Below are 23,188 nucleotides of genomic sequence, written 5' to 3' on the forward strand. Positions count from 1 at the left end.
GATGTAGGGTCAGACGGCCCGGTCCGCTAGCCGAGCGTGCAAGTTTAGTCAAAACCCATCCAACCTGTTGCCGCGAGGTCGCAGGCCCGATAAAGCGCCGCGTCAGTCATGCTAAATGGGTAAAGCGTGTTTTTCACCCATTTTAACAGCGCCAATTGCGGGTTCCAGCTTCCTGTCACCCGTTTCGGCCGTTATGGGCATGACGATAGATATTGGTGCGCGGGACGCCTGTACGGGATCCAGGGGCGCAATGGCTTAAAACGTACTGGGAATTGACTTAAATGATTTCGCTGTTTCGTAATTTTTTCCAGTCGAAAATCGGCCTCCCGATTTTTATCGGCTTTCTCGTGATCGTTGCTTTGGCATTTGCAGCCAGCGACATTTCGGGCTCTGCGACCTTTGGCGGCCTTAGCGGTGACGACAAGATCGCAGCGGTCGGAGGGGAAACCATCTCCGCTAACGAGGCAAATGGCGCCGTCAACAATGCTCTAACTCGCGAGCGTCAGCAAAACCCGACGATCACGATGCCCCAGTTTGTGGCCGATGGCAGCTTTGACGCCGAGATTTCCGTGCTCATCGACCGCTATGCCCTGGGAACCTTTGCCAGAAAATACGGCCTTCGCGCAGGTGACAATCTTGTGAACAGCGAAATCCTGAAAATTCCGGCTTTCCGCAGTCTGACAGGTGAATTTGACCCCGATACTTATCAGGCAGCTCTTCGCCGCCAAGGGATCACCGACGCGATTTTGCGCAAGGATATTGCCGATGGCCTGTTGGCCCAACAAATCCTGCGTCCCGTCCTCGGGGCACCGCGTCTGCCCAAAGCGGCGGCCAAGCATTACGCATCGCTTGCGCTTGAACGGCGGCGCGGGCAAATCGCGCTCGTCTCCAGCATTGCTTACGCGCCAGAAGGCGATCCAAGCGACAAAGTGTTGAGCGCGTTTTACGAACAGAACCGCGCCAATTTCATTTTGCCGGAGCGTCGCACACTGCGTTTTGCCCGGTTTGGCGCAGAAAACGTCTCAGGCGATTTAACGCCGAACGAGGCACAGATTGCCGCCCGCTTTGAACGCGATGCAGACACCTATGCAGCACAGGAGCGGCGCGCTTTCACCTCTTTTGTTGTCCCAACCGAAGATGCCGCCAAGGCGATCACCGCGCGTATCCGGGCTGGCACAAGCCTTGAAGCGGCCGCTGCCCAAGCTGGCTTTAACGTATCGCGCGGCCAACTGCGCGATCGGGAACAGACCGGCAGCGCAACCAGCGCGGCTATTGCAGAGGCTCTTTTCGCAGCTGACAGGGGCAGCCTTATCACCCCTGCTCGAAGCTCACTTGGCTGGTATGTCGCGCGCGTTGATGAGATCGAACGCACCCCTGCCCGCACACTTGCACAAGTGCGCGGCGAGATTGCGGAACAGCTTAAGGCAGAGATGCTCGCGGCTGAATTGGAAGAGCTAAGCTCGAAGATTGAAGGGCTTGTCGACACCGGTACATCGCTCCTTGATGTGGCTGAGCAGTTTGGCCTTACTGTCGATGTAACGCCCGGCCTGCTCGCCAATGGTCAGGTGTTTGGTGCGCCGGGGCAAACCGTTACCCCCGCCATACGCCCGGTGATCGAAACCGCGTTCCAGATGGAAGAAGGCAACCCGCAATTGGCCGAAATCGTGCCGGGCGCGCAATTCCTCGTCTTTGATGTGTCAGACATCACCACAAGCGCAGCGCCTCCGCTTGGTGAAGTGCGCGATGCGGCAATTTCTGCTTGGCGTATCGCAGAAGGCAGCAAAAAGGCGAAAAAGGTCGCAGAGGCAGCGCTTAAAGCGATCCGTTCTGGCACCCCTGTTGCCAAGGCGCTAAGTGATGCCGGAAACACTGGCGGCCAGTTGGAGCAGATTGACCTGACCAGAGCGGAGCTTCTCGCCAATGCAAACCAGCGGCTGCCCTCGTCATTGGTGCTCATGTTCTCCATGGCGCAAGGGTCCGCCAAGCTTTTGGAAAATCAGAACGACCTTGGCTGGTTCATCGTCAATCTTGATGAGATCGTGGTCGATGACGTCGCCGATGATAACCCGCTGCTGGCCCAGACACAGCAACAAATCGCACGCGCACTTAGCGGCGAATATGCCGAGCAATTGTCTGCCGCTGTCCGCGAAGAGGTTGGCGTTGAGCGCAATGAAGAAGCCATTGAAGCGTTGAAGCGCCAGCTCTCAGGTGAGAGCTGATAGGCCTCTTACAGCTTTGGGATAGGTCCTCGCAGTGACGCTTGCCACGGGTTCACAATCAAATCTGGAGAACGCAGGCGATGCAGCCCGCGCTCTTGCATCGGGCAGGCCTTCGCTTGTCTGGCGCAAGGTTGTGGCGGATTGCGACACTCCGGTGGGGGCTGCGCTCCGACTGATTGAGGCTGGGCGCGGCGATTTCCTGCTGGAATCGGTGGAAGGCGGCGAAGTGCGCGGACGTTACAGCCTGCTTGGCCTTGATCCCGACCTTGTGTTTCGCGCTGACAAAAGCGGGGCGGCGATCAATGCGCGCTGGAAATCGGACCGCGACGCGTTCGAGCCTTGCGATGGCGATGCGATGCAGGAACTGCGCGCATTGTCACAGCGGTGCCGGATTGATGTGCCAGAGGGGCTTCCCCCCGCCCTTGCGTGCCTTGTCGGGTATTTCGGGTATGAGACGATTGGTCTGGTCGAAACGCTTCCTCGCGCGCCAGAAGGAGAGCTTGCCCTCCCCGATATGTTGTTCGTGCGCCCGACGATTATCCTGATTTTCGATGGGCTGTCCGATGAATTGTTTTGCGTGGCGCCCATTTGGGAAGCCGGCGCGCCGGATGCTGCCATCGGACGCGCGGGCGAGCGTATAGATGAAACCCTTCGCGCTCTGACCCAGCCCCGTCCAGAAGACCCCCGCGTCTCAGGAGATACCGCAGAACCTGAACTCACGCCCGTGATGTCCGGTGATGACTATAAGGGCATGGTCGCAAAGGCGAAGGATTACATCCTTGCAGGCGATATCTTTCAGGTGGTTCTTGCTCAGCGCTTCACCTGTCCTTTTGAATTGCCACCCTTGGCGCTTTACCGGTCATTGCGCCGCGTAAACCCGTCACCTTTCCTCTATTTCCTCGACCTTCCCGGCTTTGCGATTGTCGGGTCGAGCCCGGAAATCCTTGTCCGTGTGCGAGACGGCGACGTTACCATTCGCCCCATTGCAGGCACTCGCCCCAGAGGAGCCACGCGGGCCGAAGACGACGCCAACGAAGCCTCGCTTCTGGCTGATCCCAAGGAATTGGCCGAGCATTTGATGTTGCTGGACCTTGGCCGCAATGACACCGGACGCGTCTCTGCGCGCGGCAGTGTCGAGGTCACCGACAGCTTCACCATCGAGCGATACAGCCATGTCATGCACATCGTCAGCAACGTCGTGGGCAAGCTCGCCGATGATAAAGACGCGCTTGATGCTGTTTTCGCAGGCTTTCCCGCAGGCACTGTCTCTGGCGCACCCAAGATCAGAGCGTGCGAGATTATCGCCGAACTGGAGCCGGAGACACGAGGCGCATATGCTGGCGGGGTCGGCTATTTCGCGCCCGATGGTTCGGTTGATAGTTGCATTGTTTTACGCACCGCCGTTGTCAAAGATGGTACGATGCACGTCCAGGCGGGCGCCGGGATCGTGGCCGACAGCGATCCCGATTCAGAGCTTGCCGAATGCCGCGCCAAAGCGGGCGCATTGATAGCCGCTGCTAAAGAAGCGGTCCGTGTCGCGAGTGAACCAGGGTTTGGCCAATGACGCGTTTTTCGATTGTTCTTTTGGGCGCGCTTGCCCCTGCCCTTGCTCTTACCGCGTGTCAGGAACAACCTGCGGGCGAACCTGTCACGCGCGCTGAAATTGGCGATGCTGTTCCGCGCGATACGACCGAGACGGTGCCCGAGGTCGCTGATGCGGGCAAGGATAACGCCGACGCAGTGTGCCGCACGGTAACCTTTGAAAGCGTGCCTCTTACCCATTGTATTGCCGACCCCGAAAAACACCGGATCAAGACCGATCTTGCGCCTTCGACAGGTGACAAATTCGGCACCATCGAAGGGTGGGCCGCGGGCCGCGATGAAAGCCGCATCGCCTTTGTCATGAACGCCGGGATGTACGGCGATGACCTGAAAGCCATCGGCTATTTCGTGCGCGACGAGGATCGCCTGGTCGAACTCAATCGCGGTGAAGGAAGCGGCAATTTCTATATGAAGCCCAATGGCGTGTTCTTCGGGACCGGCGGCACCTGGCGTATTCTGGATAGCGACACCTTCCTACGCACTGTGGGGACGCGGCCTCAATTTGGCACGCAGTCGGGGCCGATGATGGTGATCGGTGGAAAGCTTCACCCCGATATTCAGGAGAACGGCCCCTCCAAGGCAATTCGCAACGGAGTCGGCATTGCCTCAGATGGCAAAGCGCATTTTGTGATTTCCAACGAACCGCTTAGCTTTGGCCAGATCGCACGGTATTTCCGCGACGAATTGAAAACGCCCAATGCGCTGTTCCTCGATGGCAATATCTCGTCGCTCTGGGACCCGGCCAGTGGCCGCATGGACGCGCGCCGCGTGGGGCCTCTTCTTGTGGTGGAGAATAAATAGTGAGCAATAGCAACATGCTAAGCTACGAGCGGACACTCTACCCTCAGATTGAGCCATACGAGACGGGCATGCTCGACGTTGGTGAAGGTCATTCGCTCTATTACGAGCGCGTCGGCACGCCCGGCGCAAAGCCTGCGGTGTTTCTGCATGGCGGGCCCGGCGGCGGGATGTCGCCATCGCATCGACGCCAGTGGGACCCCGAGAAATACGACGTTCTCCTGTTTGATCAGCGCGGCTGCGGGCAATCGCGTCCGTTTGCCGAAATTGAAAACAACGACACATGGCGGATCGTTGCCGATATTGAGCGGCTTCGCGAAATGTGCGGGCATGACAAATGGCAGGTCTTTGGCGGAAGCTGGGGCGCGACGCTCGCGCTCGCCTATTCACAGGCCCATCCCGACCGCGCGTCTGAAATCATCCTTCGCGGCGTGTTCCTTGCACGCCAGAATGAAAAGACGTGGCTCTACAAATATGGCGCAAGCGAGATCATGGCAGAGCAATGGGATGCGTTCTCGGGCCATATCCCAGATGCTGAACGCGGTGATCTGGTAAAAGCCTATTACGACCGCCTGACCAGCGAGGACGAAGCAACGCGGCTTGCGGCGGCAACGCAGTGGTCCTTGTGGGAAGGCACGGTTGCGACCCTTCTGCCGAATGACGATTTGCTTGCCGACTTTGAAGACCCGGCCAAAGCAGTGCCATTTGCTCGCATCTGTGCGCGGTTCTTCCTCAATGATTTCTACCTTGAGGAAAGCCAGCTGCTTCGCGACATGGGCAAGATCGGCCACATCCCGATGATCATCGTTCAGGGCCGCCACGATATATGCACGCCACCGGGCGCTGCATGGGCGGTGAAAAAGGCGCATCCGACGGCTGAGTTATGGATGGTCCACGACGCGGGCCATGCGGCAAGCGAACCGGGGATTATCGACGGGCTGGTGCGCGCGACGGACAAGTTTGCGGTCTGCTAAAATGCGCCTGCATCGCGGCTACGCGCTCGCCGCCCTTTCAATCTTCGCCGTGGAGGTGGTGATCGCGCTGTTCGTGCGTGACGCTTTCATTCGCCCTGTCTTCGGAGACGTGCTGGCTGCGGCCCTCGTCTATTGCGGCTTGATGGCCATTTTCGACACGCCGAAGACCGCCGCAGCAATGGTAGCCTTTGCCTTCGCTTGTTTGATCGAGGCGTTGCAATATCTCGACGCGCTCACGTTTCTGGGCCTTGAGCAAAACCCGATTGCCCGTGTTGTCTTGGGAACGACGTTCAGCTGGGGAGACATCATCGCCTATCTGGTCGGAGCGATTGCAGCGCTCTTGATAGATAAGCGACTTTCGAAACCTTGAACCACCATGGCAAATCAGCGAAAGCGTTCCACATGATCCTAGTCATCGACAATTACGACAGCTTCACATTCAACCTTGTCCATTATCTGATGGAATTGGGCGCCGATGTGCGGGTGGAGCGCAATGACGCTTTGAGCGCGGCTGAGGCGCTTGCCACCAATGCCAGCGGCTTTCTCATTTCGCCCGGACCCTGCACGCCCAATGAGGCCGGTGTCAGCCTTGATCTGGTCGCGGCTTGTGCAGATGCGGGCAAGCCTTTGATGGGGGTGTGCCTTGGTCACCAGAGCATCGGTCAGCATTTTGGCGGCACGGTCACGCGCGGCGGATTGATGCATGGCAAAACCTCGCCTGTGACCCACGATGGCAGCGGGCTTTTCGAAGGTCTCCCCAGCCCCTTCACCGCCACGCGCTATCACAGTCTTGAGGTGATCGATGTGCCGACAAGCCTGATCGCAAATGCTCATGCTGATACGCCGGGCGAAGATCACCCCAGCGTCATGGGCTTTCGCCACGTCGAGCTTCCGATCCATTCTGTGCAATTTCACCCCGAAAGCATCGCGACCGAGCACGGCCACGCGCTGCTTGCCAATTTCATGAAGATTTGCGGGCTTGAACCGGAGGAACTGCCGTGAGCGTCCTACCCCTTGATGCGCCTCACCTCACCCGCGCCGAGGCGGATGAAGTCTTCGCCAATATCCTCGACCTGAAAGCCAGCGCGCAGGAAATCGAAGCTTTCCTCATCGCCCTGTCCGAACGCGGTGAAACTGCCACGGAAATCGCAGCGGCGGCAAGTGCCATGCGCGCGCGCGTGAACGGTATCGAAGCGCCAGACAATGCGGTCGATTGCTGCGGCACGGGCGGCGATGGACAGCACACACTCAACGTCTCCACCGCCGTCAGCCTTGTCGTCGCCGCTTGCGGAGTTCCTGTCGCCAAACACGGCAACCGCGCCGCATCGTCCAAGTCGGGCGCAGCGGACACGTTGGAAGCACTCGGCCTTGATATGGATGCAGCCGTTCGCTGCGCACAAAAGACGCTCGACACAGTCGGCATCTGCTTCCTCTTCGCGCGCGTCCACCACCCTGCCCTTGGCCCCATTGCGCCGATCCGCGAGAAAATCGGCAAGCGCACGATCTTCAACCTTCTTGGCCCCCTCACCAATCCCGCAGGCGTGCGCCGCCAGTTGATCGGTCTTGCCCGCCCTGAACTCGTGCCAGCCTATGCCGAGGCGAAGGCGAGCCTTGATACAGACCCCGCCTTCATTGTTTCCGGTGATGAGGGGCTCGACGAACTCAGCCTTGCAGGGGGCAACACCCTTGCCGATGTGGCTGGCGGGCAGGTCACCATGCGGCGCGTCGACGCTGGCGATATTGGCATTGCCAATGCTCCGCTCGAAGCCATTCGCGGCGATGATGCCGCCTACAACGCAGCCGCGCTCACCCGCCTGCTCGACGGTGAGAAAGGTGCATATCGCGACGCTGTCCTGCTGAACGCGGCAGGAACCCTGGTTGTCGCTGGCGTTACCGATGATTGGACCGAGGCTGCCGCCAAAGCTGCCGAAGCGCTCGATAGCGGCGCGGTGAAAGCCCTGCTCGCCAAATGGATCGAATTGACGGTATAGCGCCCCCGATGAACAAGCTCGAAGAAATCTGCCAGACGAAGCTCGGCGAAGTTGCCGCTCGCAAAGCTGCGACCTCCACCGCTGACCTTGAGGCGCTGGCTGCACAGCAAACGGCCCCGCGCGGGTTTGAAGCAGCGCTGCGAGCAAAGGCCGAAACCGGTTTTGCCCTGATCGCGGAAGTCAAAAAGGCAAGCCCCTCAAAAGGCCTCATCCGCCCTGACTTTCACCCCGCCGATCACGCGCGCGATTATGAAAAAGGCGGAGCGGCGTGCCTATCCGTTCTTACCGACGCGCCCTACTTCCAGGGCCATGAAGATTACCTCGTCGAAGCGCGCAACGCCTGCACGCTTCCCTCACTTCGCAAGGATTTCATGGTCGATCCATGGCAATGCCTCGAAGCGCGCAGCATTGGGGCCGACGCAATCCTCATCATTGTCGCAGCGCTCGACGATATCGTGATGGCGGAAATCGAAGCAGCGGCCAGCGACTACAACATGGATGTGCTGGTCGAAGTGCACGATGAGGCAGAGATGGAACGCGCCCTGACGCACCTCAACAGCCGCCTGATCGGTGTGAATAACCGCGACCTCAAAACCTTCATCACCTCGCTTGAAACCACAGAACGCCTCGCGCCAATGGTGCCGCAAGGCACAATGCTGATCGGGGAAAGCGGCATTGCCACCCATGCCGATTGTGTCCGCCTGTCGCAAAGCGGGGTGCGCGGGTTCCTCGTCGGGGAAAGCCTGATGCGCGCCGATGATGTGGCGGCTGCGACTTCCGAGCTTTTGAACGGATAGCCTATCGGCAAGGCCCGGTTCCCCCATGCTGCACTGTCCTACAACTGCGAAAGATGGCATCAGGTGATCGCAATGACCATTCAGCCGCCTCTTTCATCGATCCAAGCGATTAAAGCGCGCATCACTGAACGATTGGTTTTTTGCTCTTGAACAGTGTGTCAAGTGTGTCAAAAAGTGCCGAAAAGGAAGTAAAATGAGCCGCTTAACGCATATTGCCGAGGACGGCGCGGCGCACATGGTTGATGTGGGCGGGAAAGCCGAAACGCACCGCGTGGCGATCGCGAGCGGGCTTATCACCATGTCCAGGGACGCGCTTGAAGCGATCCGCCAAGGCGATGCACCCAAAGGCGATGTTCTTGGCACAGCGCGCGTGGCCGCAATTATGGCAGCCAAGCGAACGGGCGACCTTATCCCCCTGTGCCATCCGCTGGGCCTCGAGGCGGTCACGGTGGATTTCACCGTTGAAGAAGCGGGTATCCGCGTCAACGCCAGCGCCTCTCTGACCGGCAAAACCGGGGTCGAGATGGAGGCAATGGTGGCCGTATCGACCGCGCTCCTCACGATCTACGATATGGCCAAGGCAATCGACAAAGGAATGGTCATTGGCGAGGTTCGCCTGATCGAAAAACGCGGCGGCAAGTCTGGCACGTGGAAAGCGGATGTCTGAATGAGCGGCTGGCTTGACCTTGAAGAGGCGCAAAAAAGGCTGCTTGCTCTTGCCCCTCGCATGGGCAGCGGACAGGTCGCCGTGGACGCAGCGCTTGGCCGGGTGCTCAGCGCCGATGTAAAGGCCCGCCGGACGCAGCCACCGGCCGATCTCTCCGCCATGGATGGCTACGCGGCAGCAGGAAACGGTCCATGGCAGCTCATCGGAGAAAGCCGCTGCGGCGCTCCATTCACGGGCACCCTTACACCGGGTCAAACGGTGCGCATTTCCACCGGTGCCCACATGCCAGAGGGCGCGGACAGAGTGCTGCTCCAAGAGGATGCGACGCGCCAAGGTGAAAGGATTGCCGCTAACGAGGCACCTGTCCCCGATCGCCACATCAGAAGACGCGGATTCGACTTTCAGAAGGGCGACACGCTGCTGACCGCAGGCACCGTAATGGGCCCTGCACACATCGCGCTCGCGCTGTCAGGTGGCCATGCGAAAGTGCCCGTCGTGCGTCTTCCCAAGGTGGCAGTGCTCGACAGCGGGGATGAACTTGCCGCTGATCCCGCCAATTGCGCCCCCGATCAAATCCCGGCGAGCAATGGCGCGATGATCGCGGCCATGGTGGCCCCATTGGTGGGAGAGCCGATGCGTATCGGACCGGTTGCGGACGAAATGGACGCCTTGGCAAGCGCGCTGGAACAAGCGCGCGATTGCGACATCCTGATCACATCGGGCGGCGCATCGGTTGGCGACCATGACCTTGTTCAAGACGCCTTGCGTCAATGCGGCGCGGCAATCGACTTTTGGAAGGTCGCGATCAAACCGGGCAAGCCCTTGATGGTCGCAACCCGCACATTGGGTGAGCGCCGGCAATTGATCATTGGATTACCGGGCAATCCCGTCTCCAGCTTTGTGACCGCGTTTCTCTTCGCCCTTCCTGCTATCCGCAAAAGCCTTGGCCTTGCGCCTGAATTGCCCACGCCTCAAACCCGCATCGCTGGCGAACCTTTTGCCGCTGGCGGGCCAAGGCGCGAGTTTGTGCGCGGGATCAGCGATGGCACTTCGGTGGTCAGCGCGAACTCACAAGACTCAAGCGCGCTTGCTTCATTAGCCAGAGCCAATTGCCTCATTGAACGCGCTCCATACGCCGCCAAAACCGCGCAAGGTGAACTTCTCACCGTCTATAACCTCCAGAATGGCGGTTTTGCGCCGCTCTAGCGTCGCTGCGCGCTTGACTTGGCGAATCAAGTTGCCTATTCGTTCCGCATTCGTTCACCATAATGGTCGGACGGTTAGCGTTCTGTATCGCGCCTGTTCCGTTATCTGGTTCGGTGCCTCTATGGGATGCGCAACTTTGGCACTGTGCCGCGGGACCCTATCGTTCCGGTGCACGTAGAGTGCGGCTGATGGAGTTTGCCCATGCTAACGGCAAAGCAACACGAACTGATCCGTTTCATTCAGCAGCGTCTGGAAGAAACCGGCATTTCACCCAGTTTTGAAGAAATGAAAGAAGCGCTCGATTTGAAGAGCAAGTCTGGCGTTCACCGCCTGATTTCTGCCCTTGAAGAACGCGGCTTCATCCGGCGTCTGCCCAACAGGGCACGCGCGCTGGAAGTGATCAAAAACCCGGAAGATTCCACCCCCATCCCGCGCAGCGCTCCTGCTGTTGCGGCGAATGACCGGGTGGTTGCGGCTGCTGCGTCTGCTCCCAAAGCAGCGCCAGAGCCTGCCAATGACGTGATAGAGATCCCCCTGCACGGCCGGATCGCTGCAGGCGCTCCGATTGAGGCGATCGAGGGGCAAAGCTCGCTTCCGGTTCCTGCGGCCTTGCTTGGCCCGGGTGAGCATTACGCGCTTGAGGTTTCTGGCGACTCGATGATTGAGGCCGGGATCTTTGATGGTGACTTTGCACTTGTGCGCCGGACCAACACGGCGCGCGATGGCGAAATCGTGGTCGCTCTTGTCAACGGCGAGGAAGCAACGCTCAAATACCTTCACAAAGACGGCAGCCTTGTGCGCCTGGACCCTGCCAATGCGAGCTATGACCCGCAGGTCTATGGTCCGGGCGAGGTTGAGGTTCAGGGCAAGCTTGCTGGGCTTTTGCGCCGTTACCACTGACGGGCATGAATTGGGCGGGACTAGCCTTCGTGGTGGGTCCTGCCCGTCAATCCTGAGCCGCAATCCACCAACCATGCTCGCCTTGGCTCTCGCCGACGCTGGTGATGGTTTGATTGTTCAGGTCAAGCGCAAGACCGCCTGACTGCTCAAGGAACCCTCGGTCCGCTTTAAGCCAGCGCGGGCTGCAGGAGCGGGGCAAATATCGGTCAGCGACCACAATGTCGGCCCGCTCACAAGCAGCCGCCAACGCACGTTCTTCGATAAGCTCCCGGTTGCGAGCAAGCAGTAGCGACCAATCGCGCCCTCCCCGCTCAAGGACAATGGTGCAAAATTCAGGCGAGCAGCGCGCGCCCTCCCATTCAGCCAGCGGTATGGGTTCAGAAGTAACGCTTGCAAGCTCAAGCAGATTATCGCGCGAATAAGTCGACCGGCTATCGCGCAAGGACAAAAGGCTTCGGCTACCGTCGGGCGAGTTCACTGTAAGCCCAACATGGCGCCCGTCCCTGCCGATCAGGACATCAGGGATTGGCGTCGTGAGCAGCAGGCCCGTGGCAATGATGGCCGGTACAAACCCTAAGAGCCTTGCCTTTCCGGTCCACAATGCAAGCCAGAGCCCGCCGCTTGCAAAAAGGGCGATCGTCAGGCCGCTCATCTGCGGCATAAGCTTGACCGCCCCGGGCTGTGCTGAGGTGAAGTGAGCAAGTGCAAGAAGAAGATTGAGCGATTGCTGGGTAAGCCACCAAAACGGTGCGCCAAGCCCGACAATGTCAAATATCAGCCCAAGCGCGATCAGCGGCATCGAGACGAAGGTCACAAGCGGAATTGCGATCACATTGGCGAACGCACCGTAAAGCCCGGCTCTGTGAAAATGAAACAGTACGACCGGCATAAGCGCAATCTCAATCACCAGCCCGGTCAAAAACAGCATCGCTGTACCGCGTCCCAACCGGGCAATCCCACTCTCCTCGCGCGGCGCAAGAAAGGCCCGGACCGGCGCGCTTGTATGCAGCGCCACAATCGCGAGCACTGCGGAAAAGCTCATCTGGAAACTCGGCCCAATCACGCTCTCTGGCCAAAGCAAAAGGACAAAGATCGCCGCCATCGCCACCATTCGCAGCGACAAGGCATCGCGCCCACTTGCAAGCGCCACAAGGACCAACATCGCGGCAGCGCAGGCCCTTACCGTGGGCACCTGTGCCCCTGTCAGAAGGGTGTAGCTGATGCCCGCAAGCGCCCCGACCCCGGCGGCGAGCACCGGCAGGCGCACCCGAAGCGCCAGAGCGGGGAACAGGGCAAGGAGCTTGATTGCAAGAAAGTACGCGCCTCCGATAACCGCGCTCACATGAAGGCCGCTGATCGCAAGCAGGTGGGTCAGTCCCGCATCACGCATCGCCTCTCGGTCTTCTTCGACAATGGCGCCTCGGTCACCGCTGGCAAAAGCCGCAGCGATGTGACCCGCAGACCCATCAACCTTGCTTCGAACGTGAGTTGACAGAGCCCTTTGCGCTTGGGGGATAAAGCCAGTTTGCTTGGCCGAAGTGACGATTTCGACCCCGCCAATAACGCTTCCCGATGCAGCGAGCCCCTTGAACCAGGCCGCTCGTGCAAAGTCATAGGCGCCAGGCAGCATCGGGCTTGCAGGAGGCATCAATCGCACACGCATGCGCACCACAGCCCCTTCGACCAAGGCGCTGCCATCATTGACAAACCCGGTCGCATCATCCGGCTGGGTCAACGCGTCGAGTGGGATATTGACCCGTATCTTCCGGCTCTCACCGCTTTCGGCATCTCGCACGGCCATGGTGAGCCGTATGCGGTCTTGGGCTGGCTGATCCTCCCGCGCGAGGATGTATCCTTGCACTCGTTCGACTTTTGGCCGCTCAATTGCGCTGGCGCCCACGAACTCGGACCGCATCCAAATGACGCTTATGCCCGCTGCGAATATCAGCGCGCAGGCGATGACAGCACTGCGCAAATGATCGCGGTGGTCCTTGTCGCGCCATGCGGCAAAGGCAAACAGAGCGATGAGAAGCGCCAGGCCGATTGCGCTTGCCCATTGCCACGGTAATTTAAGGGTGAACCAAAAGAGTATCCCGCTAGCAAAGACCACCGCCAACCAAGGCGCGCGGTCAAATCCGGCTTGCGCCAGAAATCGTTCGGCCCGCTCGGCCATGGCACCGCCAAAGGCGCTCCAAATGCTGGACAATCCAGCATCCCTTTGCCACAGGCCACCCAAAGCCTTTCGGGGCGTGGCTGGGATCTGGCCCGAGGCGGTGTCAACGCCTGCGGGTTCGTCTCCCATCGGAATAATCGGCGCATCGGCCATCGGCTCGCTTCCCCCCGGGGTAGGCACCGCTCCTTTTGCACCAAACGGATAGGAAGCTTAATTCTATGACGGCCCCTGCGTCAAATTCTTTGGACAATACGCCTTCGGCAACCAAGGCGCCTGTGGTTACCAGGTTTGCCCCATCGCCCACAGGTTTCCTGCACATTGGCGGCGCGCGCACCGCTTTGTTCAATTGGCTTTATGCCCGGCACCATGGCGGCAAGGCGCTGTTGCGGATTGAAGACACGGACAAAAAGCGCTCCAATCAAGAGGCGATCGACGCGATTTTGGACGGGCTGGATTGGCTCGGCCTTGATTACGACGAAGAGCCCGTTTTTCAGTCTCAGCGCGCCGAACGTCATGCTGAGGTTGCTCACAAGCTGCTCGAGGCGGGCCACGCCTATAAGTGCTTTGCGACCGCCGAAGAGTTAGAGGCGATGCGCGCAGAACAACGCGCCAATAAACAGCCGATGCGTTATGATGGCCGGTGGCGCGACCGCGATCCCTCAGAGGCGCCAGAGGGTGCGCCCTACACCGTGCGTCTCAAAACGCCGGTTTCAGGCGAGGAAACCATCGACGACTGCGTTCAGGGCAGCGTTTCGGTTAAAAATGAAGAGCTTGATGACTACATCATCCTTCGCGCCGATGGTACGCCAACCTATATGCTTGCAGTTGTTGTGGATGACCATGACATGGGCGTGACGCACGTCATCCGGGGCGATGACCACCTCAACAATGCGTTCCGACAATTGCCGATTTACCGGGCTATGGACGAAATCGAAGGGGGATGGCCCGTTCCCGTTTACGCCCATGTCCCGCTGATCCACGGGTCAGACGGTGCCAAATTGTCAAAACGCCACGGCGCATTGGGCGCGGAAACCTACCGCGACGAATTTGGCATCCTGCCAGAGGCTCTGTTCAATTACCTGCTCCGGCTTGGTTGGGGCCACGGTGACCGTGAAGAGATCACGCGCGATGAAGCGATTGAGCTGTTCGATCTGTCTGGCGTTGGGAAAAGCCCATCTCGCTTTGATATGAAGAAGCTTGAAAACCTTAACGGCCACTACATTCGCGAAGCAGACGATGCAAAGCTTGCCGATCTTGTTGCAAAACGGATCGGCGAAGGCGCGGATCTGGAGCTTCTTGCAAAAGCCATGCCCGTGCTCAAAACGCGTGCGAAGAACCTCGATGAACTGGCTGAAGGGGCTGGATTTCTGTTTGCAAAACAACCGCTCGAAATCACTGAGAAGGCGGCCAAATTCCTTGATGATGAATCAAGAGGTCTCTTGCGACGTATTTCTAGCGCATTATCGGGCGAAAAGAACTGGACAATGGAGGCTCTCGAAGCCACTACCAAATCGCTTGCAGAGGAACTGGATCTGGGCTTCGGCAAGCTGGCGCAGCCAATGCGCGCTGCCCTTACTGGGACGACAACCTCGCCCGGAATTTTTGACGTACTGGTCCTTTTGGGACGGGAAGAATCCTTGGCTCGCATCGACGCGCAAGCTTCCTAGGAAGTTGGGTAAGAAGCTGGGCCAACAAGGTTCTAGGAAAGATTGATTAGGAGACACATGGTGGCTGACAAGCAAGCGAAGCTCGAAATTGGAGGTGCGACACACGAATTTCCCGTGCTCGAAGGGAGCACAGGGCCCGACGTTATCGACATTCGCAAGCTGTATGGCGCAACCGGCGCTTTCACCTTTGACCCCGGTTATAAATCGACGGCAAGCTGTGAAAGCGCGCTGACGTATATCGATGGCCAGGAAGGCATTCTGCTGCACCGTGGTTACCCCATCGGACAGCTTGCCGAGCATTCCAGCTTTATGGAAGTGAGCTACCTCCTGCTCAATGGCGAGTTGCCAAACGCAGATGAGCTGAGCACTTTTGAACACACGATCACCAACCACACGATGCTGCATGAGCAGTTGATGACCTTCTATCGCGGTTTCCGTCGTGATGCGCACCCGATGGCCATCATGTGCGGCGTGGTTGGTGCGTTGTCGGCATTCTATCACGACAGCACCGACATCTCTGATCCAGAGCACCGCAAGATTTCGTCCCACCGCCTCATCGCAAAAATGCCAACGATTGCGGCAATGGCGTATAAATATGCCGTGGGTCAGCCATTCCTCTACCCGGATAACTCACTGTCTTACACTGGCAACTTCCTGCGTATGACGTTTGGTGTTCCAGCAGAAGAATACGAAGTTCACCCGGCGATTGAAAAGGCAATGGACCGGATTTTCATCCTCCATGCCGACCACGAACAGAACGCATCGACATCGACCGTTCGCCTTGCAGGGTCTTCGGGCGCAAATCCGTTTGCGTGTATCGCAGCTGGTATCGCTTGTCTTTGGGGTCCGGCCCATGGCGGTGCGAACGAAGCGGCGCTCAACATGCTGCAAGAGATCGGCACGCCTGACCGCATTCCGCATTATATTGAGCGTGCAAAGGACAAGAATGACCCGTTCCGCCTGATGGGCTTTGGTCACCGGGTTTACAAAAACTACGATCCGCGCGCGACAGTCATGCAGCAGACACTTCGCGAAGTGTTTGAAGCGCTCAAGACGACTGATCCGGTATTCGAAACCGCTCTCAGACTTGAAGAAATCGCGCTCAACGACGACTATTTCAAAGAGAAGAAGCTGTTCCCGAATGTCGATTTCTATTCTGGCATCATTTTGAGCTCGATCGGCTTCCCAACCACCATGTTCACCGCGCTGTTTGCACTTGCACGCACCGTTGGCTGGGTGGCGCAGTGGAACGAAATGATCTCTGATCCAGCTCAGGTTATCGGCCGTCCGCGTCAGCTCTACACCGGGCCAACGCAGCGCGATTATGTGCCGGTTGGACAGCGCTAAGACACACCCAATCTTCAAACAAAACGGGCGCGGTCTGCATTGTTGCAGGCCGCGCCCGTTTTATTGGCAGATGAGGCTTATTCGGCGGGCATGACGGGCAGGCTCAACTTGAACTGCGCACCGGGCATATCTGTGTTCTGTTGCTGTGGCAGAACCTCAAGGTTCCCCTCCATCGCAAGCGCCAATTTGCGAGAAATGAACAGGCCAAGCCCTGAGCCAGTGTCATTGCCACCATCGCTATCCCGGCCAAGGCGTTCAAACTTATTGAAGATTTTGCCCGCCTGCGCCTTTGTGATCCCCGGACCTTGATCGGTCACCGTGACGCTCACCATGCCAAGCGAACCCTCGTCAACATTGACCGAAACTTGGCTCTCTTCGGGTGAGTAGGCAATTGCATTGCCGATGAGGTTGATTAGCACCTGAAGCACGCGGCGAAACTCTGCCTGGGCGTAGATCGGCTCTGCCAATTTATCGACTTTCACCGAAATACCGCGCGCCTGCGCCCTCACCCCCAAAATGCCGGCGGCCCGCTGAGCAACATCGGCCAGATCGACGCGCTCCTTTGCGGCCTTAAATCCAGGGGCTTCCACCACTTCGAGGTCGGCAAGGTCATCCAGCATCCCGGCCAAGTGCTGACCCGCTGCCGCGATATTGGCGGCATATTCGCTATATTCGTCACGCAACGGGCCTGCGAGCCGTGCATGGATTGTCTCTGCATTGGCCACAATGCGCGCAATGGGCTGGCGCAAAACAGGCGTCAAAGCGCTTCCCACCAAGCGCGAGTGCTGAAGTTCGCCATTCTCGAGCGCTTCTTCCCGGTGCGCATCACCTTTGAGGGGTTCATTCGCGATGAAAAGCAGCTCAAACCCGCGCGGTGCCGATGCAGAGGGGCCCACAGGCAGAACGCGCGCTCGCCAGCTGCGGTCAGAGCCGGGCACAGTCACCTTTGCCCCATCAAGCAAACGCCAATGGAGCGGCTGTTCATGCGCAATGCCATCAAGCTCCACATACTCGCTCCACAGCTTGCCGGGAGCGGCCTCAACCGCTTCACACAGTGCCTCAGCATCGCTGCTGAAGGATGTGATAAATTGAAGCTTTTGCCGCGCGTCGAGCTGCGCTGTGATCTCGGCCGATGCACGATCAGCAGCGTCCAGCCAATCTACGCTGGTCCGGGTCTGTGCATCGCCTTGCGCGCCGCTTAGCCAGTTTTCGATGATGATCTCGCAGCCGCCAATGACGTCTGTGTCGTCTTCACCAGTTTCGAGAACCGGATGCACTCTTACAAAGCCGCCTACCTTGTCCTGCCCGTCAAACGCGCTGAATTCTCGGGCGATGCGAAGGCCCCGCTCGCGGCATTGGCGGACCAGTTCGCGCAGTTCAGGCACAGCCAGAGCGCCCGGCAAACGGCCACCGCAGGCCTCCTGCAATTCTGCCAGCAGCTCGTCCGCTTTGACGAGCCGGTCGTGTTCGTCAGTCAGGCCGTGCGCGGCGATAATGGACTGTTGGCGGTTCATAAGCGCGATCTAAACCTCGCTCATTTCGCGCAAAGTGTCCTGTGCAACGCTCTGAGATAACGCCGCAAAACCATCGGGCAAAGGTTTGGTCCCACCCAAAACGGCCAACTGCCCTTCGATGGCATGCGCGCTGAGCCCCGCGGCTTTGAGCATGAGGGCAAGTCTTACAATTTGAGCTTCGTGACAGGCAAAGACGGCGTGTTCGCGTGGCTGGCCGGTCAATGATGCCATAGCGCTTGCGAACAAGGCAAGCCCCGCATGGCTAAGATCGAGAGCCGCAATGGCGCCCCCGTGCATCGACGAGCTTAGCCGCGCAAGAAGGCCAATGCGGCCCGCCCCTTCGTCATATGCGCGTTTGAGCTTTGCGATGGCCGCGTCAATGTGATGCTTGCCAGCCCCAAGCGGAGCCGCCTCAAACAGGTCGAGAACCCTGCTGAACACTTCAAATGGAAGCTCGCCCACGGGCATTTCCATCCGGTTCTGGCTTTGTGCAAAACGCGATTGAGCCGCCATGGTACTCATCGCAATTTCTGCAATTTCGGGTTTATCAGAAGCGATGAGCTCCTGCATTAGAGGGCTGAGCACAGGGTCAATCGAGGCGGTTTGCTTGAGCTTTGCCGTCAGATGCCCTTCGAGCGCTACGGAATACAGGTGGTCGACCACCGTTTCATCCGATGCCAATTGCTGCGCCACCACATCCACAAGGGCTTTCAACATTTCGGAATTTTCGGGGTTTAACGGCAGTTCGCCTACAAATTGCGCGGCGATATCGTTGATCATCCCGCGCAGCCGTGCAACGATTGCGTCGCCAAAAAGGCTAGGCCCCTCGCTATCAAGCATATGCCCAATAACCGGCGCAACAGAGCGTAGCGCACGGTTGCCGCGCGCCATTTCATCCCGCAGGAATGCGTCCACCAAAGTGGACTGAGATCGGTCGATCGCCATCTTGCCCATTGCGTAGCACCTACAGGCTTAAGGTTAAGCCCCGGTTAGCCTTACATAATAGCTTTTTTATTGCGGACGCGCAGCAGCAATTGCAAAAGCGCCCCAAGAGAGAACACAAGCAAAGCGTTTTGAAGAAGGCCAAAGAAGGCTGCGCCTGCAAATATCGCCAAATGAAGAGCATTATCGCGCCAAAATGCCTGCGATGGTTTTGAGCCGGTGCTTCCAGCAAGATACGAAAGCCCTATCGCAAGCAATGGGATGGAAAGGCTCACCAGCATGGCTCCTGCCTCCCAATTGGCAATCATCAGCACCGCGCAAGAAAGCATAGTCGTCACTGGTGCAATCCAGTTTGAGAGCGCAGATTGGGCAGCGTGGAGTGATATTCCGCGGCGCAATCTTCCCGAGCTATCTGCAAGCGATGCGGCAAATGCGCCCACGCTGGCCAAGGCAATGCCTGCAGGAGCAAACCCAATACCGGCCAAGATTGCCGCAACCAAAAAGCCTGCAACTGCCGCTGCTGCTGCGATTTCGCTACCCGCGCCAAGCCACCGGTCGGCTGTTTGGCGCACGATTGCAGCAGCAATCACCGCGCCCGGCCCTGCCCAGCTTGGCTGCGACAGATTTGCTTCCATCAAGGCTTTGCCGCGAAGGTTCAGGCTCTCGGCATCGCTTGCAAGCACCCATTGGTTGTTTTCAAGCAGCGTTATTGGCACATCTTCGCGCACCACCCTTGCTTGAAGCCCGATCCGCAAGAGTAGCGAAACCGCATCGGCATCTTCTGGCATTTCCTTAAGCGCCGCGGCGCATTCCCCTGGAAGAACAGCAACGCCGCCCCAATGCTTGTCCTTGTCGATTCTTTGAAAATCAGCGGGATATGCCGCGCTTAACGGGTGATCCGAGCTGATTTCAAAGATGCAGTTTTGCAAAGCCGCGTCGGCGCCGCAATCATCGTCTAGCGCGTCCTGATCAACAATAAGGCCGTCGAGCTGGACAAATATCGCATCATCCGCGCGCACTAGATTTGTCAGCTGAAGGTGATTGCGCAGCGCATGAAAAGAGAGCCCCTTGCCCTCGACCCTGCGCTGCTGGGCGATGATAAGTTCGCTGGCCGGCGCAGTGCACAGGCAGATGATCCGTTCACATTGCAATCGAAGCGCCAGATCGACCTGCCATTCAAGCACGCTTCGCCCTGCAAGCTTTTGCTCAGCTCGCAATGCACCGTTCGATGCACGCTCGGTCGCCGACAATAAGGCAATGCGCAAAGCCAAGCTCCCTCAAGGATGGGCCCAATTCCTCTGAACATGAGGCAATGCGCAGTCGCTACGCCGCTTACCCCTCTTGCATCAAGCGTAAGGGGAGAAGTCTTTCCACGATTTTGAGGCAGTTAGCGCTAGAAGCGTCCCGGAGCGTTGCCGCTGAAGCGGGCGAGCACAGTTTCGATTTCGCGAATTGCCGCCGGTTCGCCAGGGGCTGAACACAGCGCGTTTTCTGCCGCATCAAGCAGGTCTTGCGCATGAAAACTGGCCGCTAGCCCTTTCAAACGAAGGGCCGCAACGTTCCAATTTCCATCGCAACGTGAACGCTTTAGCAGATCGAGGAGCTTTTCAGCGCTCTCTAAGAACGCGCCGCGCAGTTCGCTCAGCAGAGCCGAGTTATCACCCGCTGCCGCCGCGAGAGTCGCATCAAGAGCACCACTTTCATAAGCCATAGTTCGCACGTCTAAACGGATTCGGGTTAATGTGGGGTTTATCCTTGTGCCCGCTGTGTTATTCTGTGGCTATGGCAAGTGGAAAGCACATTCGCGCGGTCGGCCAAAACGCTCAGACCAAGGCGCAATCTGATAGTGGTTCGGCGGCTGTTGATGCCGATGCGGGCGATGGTGTCGATTTTGCTGATGCAATCGAAGCTGATGCAATCGCAGCTGGCGATGAGCTTGATCTGGCGGATTATGACCTGGACGAAAGCGTTGAAGCGCAAGAGGCTTCACCACGCGCTTCGTGGTTTGCACCAGCCTTGGCGATTTTGGCGGCGCTTGGATGGTCCGGCTTTTATGGCTGGGCGCTGCAAGATCAGCTTTTAAGCGCAGCCACCGCCCCAAGCGAATGGACACGCCTGTTCGTTGACTGGTCGGTGCCAGTCTTGTTGATTGGTGTCGCATGGCTTTTGGCGATGCGCAATTCGCAAGCGGAGGCAAAAAGGTTTGCACAAAGCGCGGCGCTTTTGTCGCAGGAAAGCCGGGAATTGGAGAGCCGCCTCACAATTGTGAACCGCGAGCTTAGCCTTGCGCGTGAGTTTCTGGGTGCACAATCGCGCGAACTTGAAAGCCTTGGCCGGATCGCGAGTGAGCGTATTTCGGCTCATGCTGATACTTTGCAGGGCCTTATCAAAACCAATGGCAAACAAGTCGAGGCGATCGGAAGCGCCAGTGAAAGCGCGCTCGCCAATATGACCCGGCTGCGTGATGATTTGCCAGTGGTCGCCAACTCTGCGCGCGATGTATCGAACCAGGTTGGCGCTGCGGGGCGCACAGCGCATGAGAATCTCGACAAGCTGGTGAGCGGTTTTGAGCGGCTCAACGAATTTGGCAGAGCAAGCGAGACGCAGGTCAAATCCCTCGATAGCCGGGTTAGCGAGACGCTGAGCCGTTTTCAGGAACAGATCGAAGCGATCGAAGAGCGCGCGGGTGCAAGGCTTGATGAGATCAAGGCAAGCGCAAGCGAATATCGCGGCGAAGTTGAAGACGCTGAACGTGCAGCATTGGAAGCGCTCCAGGACCGTGTGGCCACACTAAAGTCCAGCACAGACGAAATGGGCACGGCGCTGCGCCAATCGGAAGAGCAGGCCATGACGCAGCTGGAGGCATCCAAGCAGCGCTTCTCTGATGAAGTGGTCAAGGCGATCAATTGGCTCGACGAAGTGGACGCCAAGGCAATCGGTCTTGCGAAGAAACGGGTCGAGGAACTCAATTCCAAGGTCGCCCTGTTTGTGGAACAATTGGATACCCGCGACCGTCAGTTCAACGAACAGGTGGTCCGCGTTCAAGAGGCGTTTTCGACCAATGAGGCGCAGGCGAGCGAAGTTCTGGCTCAACGCTTGGCCGATCTTGATGATGCTTTGGCACAGCGGCGCCAGGCGCAAAGCGCACAAACAGAGGAGCTTGTCTCTCATTCGGGCGAGCTTAACGAGAAAGTTGAACAGCTTACCGCTCTAATCGCAGCGGCCAAGGACGAGTCTGCGTCTGCTGAAACGATGCTGTCTTCGGGCCTCAATTCGCTCGACGAACAACTTGAAGATAAGCGCGCAAAACTGCGTGAGACACAGGCCGAGATCGATAAGTTGACCGAGGCCGGGGTGCGCCTGCTTGAGATTATTCAATCCAGCGCAACCTTCTCCCGCGAAGATTTGCCAGAAGCGATGAAGAGCACGCTTGGCACTCTCACAAACGTTGAAGAACGAGCGCATAAGGTCTCCACCCTCATGCTCGCAGCCAATGAGAAGGCAGATGCGCTGACCAACTATTTGATCGAAGCGCGTGGCAAGGTCGATGAGAGCGACGCATCGATAGAGGCGCTGCATTCCAAAACGGCCGAAAAATCAGAAGAGGCCCTTGCGCGCATTCAAGGGCTGCAAAGTGGGCTCGCGCGGCTTGCCGAGGAGAGCGAAAACCTTGCTGGAGGCACGCAGGAGCGACTTCGCGAAGAGCTCGCCAAACTGGATGCTGCGACAAAAGACGTGTTCGAAACGCTTGAAACAGGCGCGCGTGAGAAAGTTGGCGCCCTTGCCGAAACGCTTTCGAAGCGTGCTGTGGAAGAGCTTGAACGGTCCTTGCGCAACAATTCAGCCGAAGCCGCAGGCAAGCTGGAACAAGCCGCCGCGCATGCTTCTGGTGTCAGCCGGGAGGCAACCGCCCAATTGCGCGATCAATTGAGCAAGGTGAATGAGCTTACCAAAAACCTTGAACAGCGCATTGCCCGCGCGCGCGAGCTCGCCGAAGAGCAGGTCAACAATGACTTTGCCCGCCGTATGGCATTGATCACAGATAGCCTGAATTCATCGGCTATCGATCTGACATCGGCATTGTCGCAGGAAGTTTCTGACACGTCCTGGGATGCTTATCTCAAAGGGGATCGGGGCATTTTCACAAGGCGCGCCGTGCGCCTGATCGATAATAGCGAGGCACGCGAGATTGCTGAGCTTTATCAGAATGATGCCGATTTCAAGGCCAATGTAAGCCGCTACATCCACGACTTTGAGGCTATGCTGCGCTCCGTGTTGTCCACCCGCGATGGCAAGGCCTTGGGCGTGACGGTGCTGGGCTCTGATGTCGGCAAACTCTACGTCGTGCTGGCACAGTCGATTGAGCGGCTCAGACAATAATCCGTGCAGCA

Annotated in this window: 19 protein-coding genes; 14 read left to right on the forward strand and 5 right to left on the reverse strand. The window is 58.3% G+C overall.

Translation table 11 applies throughout. The features are described 5' to 3' along the window. Nucleotides 1-281 precede the first annotated feature (281 nt). The 11 genes from EH31_RS02135 (at nucleotide 282) to lexA (ending at nucleotide 11,154) form a co-directional block, all read left to right on the forward strand. Nucleotides 282-2,219 carry a peptidylprolyl isomerase gene (locus EH31_RS02135; protein ID WP_034957763.1) on the forward strand — a complete coding sequence of 646 codons (1,938 nt, stop codon included), beginning with the start codon at nucleotides 282-284 and terminating at the stop codon, nucleotides 2,217-2,219. A gap of 34 nt (nucleotides 2,220-2,253) precedes the next feature. Continuing rightward, entirely contained in the window at nucleotides 2,254-3,783 is a 1,530-nt protein-coding gene (gene trpE, locus EH31_RS02140; protein ID WP_422110909.1) for an anthranilate synthase component I, read from the forward strand. Then, nucleotides 3,780-4,622: a phosphodiester glycosidase family protein gene (locus EH31_RS02145; RefSeq protein ID WP_034957764.1), complete on the forward strand. Its 843-nt coding sequence runs from the start codon at nucleotides 3,780-3,782 to the stop codon at nucleotides 4,620-4,622. Before trpE ends, EH31_RS02145 begins: the two co-directional genes overlap by 4 nt. Before the next feature lie 14 nt (nucleotides 4,623-4,636). Further along, a complete protein-coding gene (pip, locus tag EH31_RS02150) occupies nucleotides 4,637-5,593 on the forward strand; it encodes a prolyl aminopeptidase (protein WP_034957766.1) in 957 nt (318 codons plus the stop codon). A 1-nt stretch (nucleotide 5,594) separates the two neighbouring features. Next, nucleotides 5,595-5,963 carry a ribosomal maturation YjgA family protein gene (locus tag EH31_RS02155; protein WP_034957767.1) on the forward strand — a complete coding sequence of 123 codons (369 nt, stop codon included), beginning with the start codon at nucleotides 5,595-5,597 and terminating at the stop codon, nucleotides 5,961-5,963. A 32-nt stretch (nucleotides 5,964-5,995) separates the two neighbouring features. Beyond that, nucleotides 5,996-6,595, forward strand: a complete 600-nt coding sequence (locus EH31_RS02160) for an anthranilate synthase component II (protein WP_034958804.1) — start codon at nucleotides 5,996-5,998, stop codon at nucleotides 6,593-6,595. Then, nucleotides 6,592-7,584, forward strand: a complete 993-nt coding sequence (gene trpD / locus EH31_RS02165; RefSeq protein WP_034957768.1) for an anthranilate phosphoribosyltransferase — start codon at nucleotides 6,592-6,594, stop codon at nucleotides 7,582-7,584. The genes EH31_RS02160 and trpD overlap by 4 nt, the downstream gene beginning before the upstream one ends. Nucleotides 7,585-7,592: 8 nt before the next feature. Further along, on the forward strand, nucleotides 7,593-8,381 hold the full coding sequence (gene trpC / locus EH31_RS02170) for an indole-3-glycerol phosphate synthase TrpC (RefSeq protein ID WP_034957769.1): 789 nt from the start codon (nucleotides 7,593-7,595) through the stop codon (nucleotides 8,379-8,381). Nucleotides 8,382-8,574: 193 nt separating this feature from the next. Further along, on the forward strand, nucleotides 8,575-9,048 hold the full coding sequence (gene moaC / locus EH31_RS02175; RefSeq protein WP_034957770.1) for a cyclic pyranopterin monophosphate synthase MoaC: 474 nt from the start codon (nucleotides 8,575-8,577) through the stop codon (nucleotides 9,046-9,048). Then, entirely contained in the window at nucleotides 9,049-10,254 is a 1,206-nt protein-coding gene (locus tag EH31_RS02180) for a molybdopterin molybdotransferase MoeA (RefSeq protein ID WP_034957772.1), read from the forward strand. 201 nt (nucleotides 10,255-10,455) lie between these two features. Beyond that, nucleotides 10,456-11,154, forward strand: a complete 699-nt coding sequence (gene lexA, locus EH31_RS02185) for a transcriptional repressor LexA (protein ID WP_034957773.1) — start codon at nucleotides 10,456-10,458, stop codon at nucleotides 11,152-11,154. 46 nt (nucleotides 11,155-11,200) lie between these two features. Here the strand turns inward: lexA and EH31_RS02190 are convergent, their stop codons facing one another. Continuing rightward, a complete protein-coding gene (locus EH31_RS02190; protein WP_034957774.1) occupies nucleotides 11,201-13,480 on the reverse strand; it encodes a ComEC/Rec2 family competence protein in 2,280 nt (759 codons plus the stop codon). Between the two features lie 65 nt (nucleotides 13,481-13,545). On the opposite strand from EH31_RS02190, the gene gltX reads away from it, so the two are divergent. Further along, nucleotides 13,546-14,994, forward strand: coding sequence for a glutamate--tRNA ligase (gltX, locus tag EH31_RS02195; RefSeq protein WP_051698866.1), 1,449 nt, complete (start codon nucleotides 13,546-13,548; stop codon nucleotides 14,992-14,994). A 60-nt stretch (nucleotides 14,995-15,054) separates the two neighbouring features. Continuing rightward, on the forward strand, nucleotides 15,055-16,341 hold the full coding sequence (locus EH31_RS02200; RefSeq protein ID WP_199796989.1) for a citrate synthase: 1,287 nt from the start codon (nucleotides 15,055-15,057) through the stop codon (nucleotides 16,339-16,341). A gap of 77 nt (nucleotides 16,342-16,418) precedes the next feature. Here EH31_RS02200 and EH31_RS02205 read toward each other — a convergent pair whose 3' ends face one another. The 4 genes from EH31_RS02205 to EH31_RS02220 form a co-directional block, all read right to left on the reverse strand. Next, nucleotides 16,419-17,855 carry a sensor histidine kinase gene (locus tag EH31_RS02205; protein WP_034957776.1) on the reverse strand — a complete coding sequence of 479 codons (1,437 nt, stop codon included), beginning with the start codon at nucleotides 17,853-17,855 and terminating at the stop codon, nucleotides 16,419-16,421. Nucleotides 17,856-17,864: 9 nt separating this feature from the next. After that, nucleotides 17,865-18,809 carry a hypothetical protein gene (locus EH31_RS02210; protein WP_034957777.1) on the reverse strand — a complete coding sequence of 315 codons (945 nt, stop codon included), beginning with the start codon at nucleotides 18,807-18,809 and terminating at the stop codon, nucleotides 17,865-17,867. A gap of 41 nt (nucleotides 18,810-18,850) precedes the next feature. Next, nucleotides 18,851-20,062, reverse strand: coding sequence for a hypothetical protein (locus EH31_RS02215; RefSeq protein ID WP_152553429.1), 1,212 nt, complete (start codon nucleotides 20,060-20,062; stop codon nucleotides 18,851-18,853). Nucleotides 20,063-20,190: 128 nt separating this feature from the next. Then, nucleotides 20,191-20,508, reverse strand: a complete 318-nt coding sequence (locus tag EH31_RS02220) for a hypothetical protein (RefSeq protein ID WP_034957780.1) — start codon at nucleotides 20,506-20,508, stop codon at nucleotides 20,191-20,193. Nucleotides 20,509-20,579: 71 nt separating this feature from the next. On the opposite strand from EH31_RS02220, the gene EH31_RS02225 reads away from it, so the two are divergent. Beyond that, a complete protein-coding gene (locus EH31_RS02225; RefSeq protein ID WP_034957782.1) occupies nucleotides 20,580-23,177 on the forward strand; it encodes an ATPase in 2,598 nt (865 codons plus the stop codon). Nucleotides 23,178-23,188: the final 11 nt, after the last annotated feature.

The organism is Erythrobacter longus, from assembly GCF_000715015.1.
In the GTDB taxonomy this organism is placed as follows: Bacteria; Pseudomonadota; Alphaproteobacteria; order Sphingomonadales; family Sphingomonadaceae; genus Erythrobacter; species Erythrobacter longus.

What these genes read in the sequence shown, in the direction of transcription:
- EH31_RS02210 (WP_034957777.1), bottom strand. Translation starts at nt 18,809, where the DNA reads ATGGGCAAGATGGCGATCGACCGATCTCAGTCCACTTTGGTGGACGCA.
- EH31_RS02155 (WP_034957767.1), top strand. Translation starts at nt 5,595, where the DNA reads ATGCGCCTGCATCGCGGCTACGCGCTCGCCGCCCTTTCAATCTTCGCC.
- EH31_RS02205 (WP_034957776.1), bottom strand. Translation starts at nt 17,855, where the DNA reads ATGAACCGCCAACAGTCCATTATCGCCGCGCACGGCCTGACTGACGAA.
- EH31_RS02180 (WP_034957772.1), top strand. Translation starts at nt 9,049, where the DNA reads ATGAGCGGCTGGCTTGACCTTGAAGAGGCGCAAAAAAGGCTGCTTGCT.
- EH31_RS02225 (WP_034957782.1), top strand. Translation starts at nt 20,580, where the DNA reads ATGGCAAGTGGAAAGCACATTCGCGCGGTCGGCCAAAACGCTCAGACC.
- EH31_RS02220 (WP_034957780.1), bottom strand. Translation starts at nt 20,508, where the DNA reads ATGGCTTATGAAAGTGGTGCTCTTGATGCGACTCTCGCGGCGGCAGCG.
- gltX (WP_051698866.1), top strand. Translation starts at nt 13,546, where the DNA reads ATGACGGCCCCTGCGTCAAATTCTTTGGACAATACGCCTTCGGCAACC.
- lexA (WP_034957773.1), top strand. Translation starts at nt 10,456, where the DNA reads ATGCTAACGGCAAAGCAACACGAACTGATCCGTTTCATTCAGCAGCGT.
- moaC (WP_034957770.1), top strand. Translation starts at nt 8,575, where the DNA reads ATGAGCCGCTTAACGCATATTGCCGAGGACGGCGCGGCGCACATGGTT.
- EH31_RS02190 (WP_034957774.1), bottom strand. Translation starts at nt 13,480, where the DNA reads ATGGCCGATGCGCCGATTATTCCGATGGGAGACGAACCCGCAGGCGTT.
- EH31_RS02145 (WP_034957764.1), top strand. Translation starts at nt 3,780, where the DNA reads ATGACGCGTTTTTCGATTGTTCTTTTGGGCGCGCTTGCCCCTGCCCTT.
- pip (WP_034957766.1), top strand. Translation starts at nt 4,637, where the DNA reads ATGCTAAGCTACGAGCGGACACTCTACCCTCAGATTGAGCCATACGAG.
- trpC (WP_034957769.1), top strand. Translation starts at nt 7,593, where the DNA reads ATGAACAAGCTCGAAGAAATCTGCCAGACGAAGCTCGGCGAAGTTGCC.
- EH31_RS02160 (WP_034958804.1), top strand. Translation starts at nt 5,996, where the DNA reads ATGATCCTAGTCATCGACAATTACGACAGCTTCACATTCAACCTTGTC.
- EH31_RS02135 (WP_034957763.1), top strand. Translation starts at nt 282, where the DNA reads ATGATTTCGCTGTTTCGTAATTTTTTCCAGTCGAAAATCGGCCTCCCG.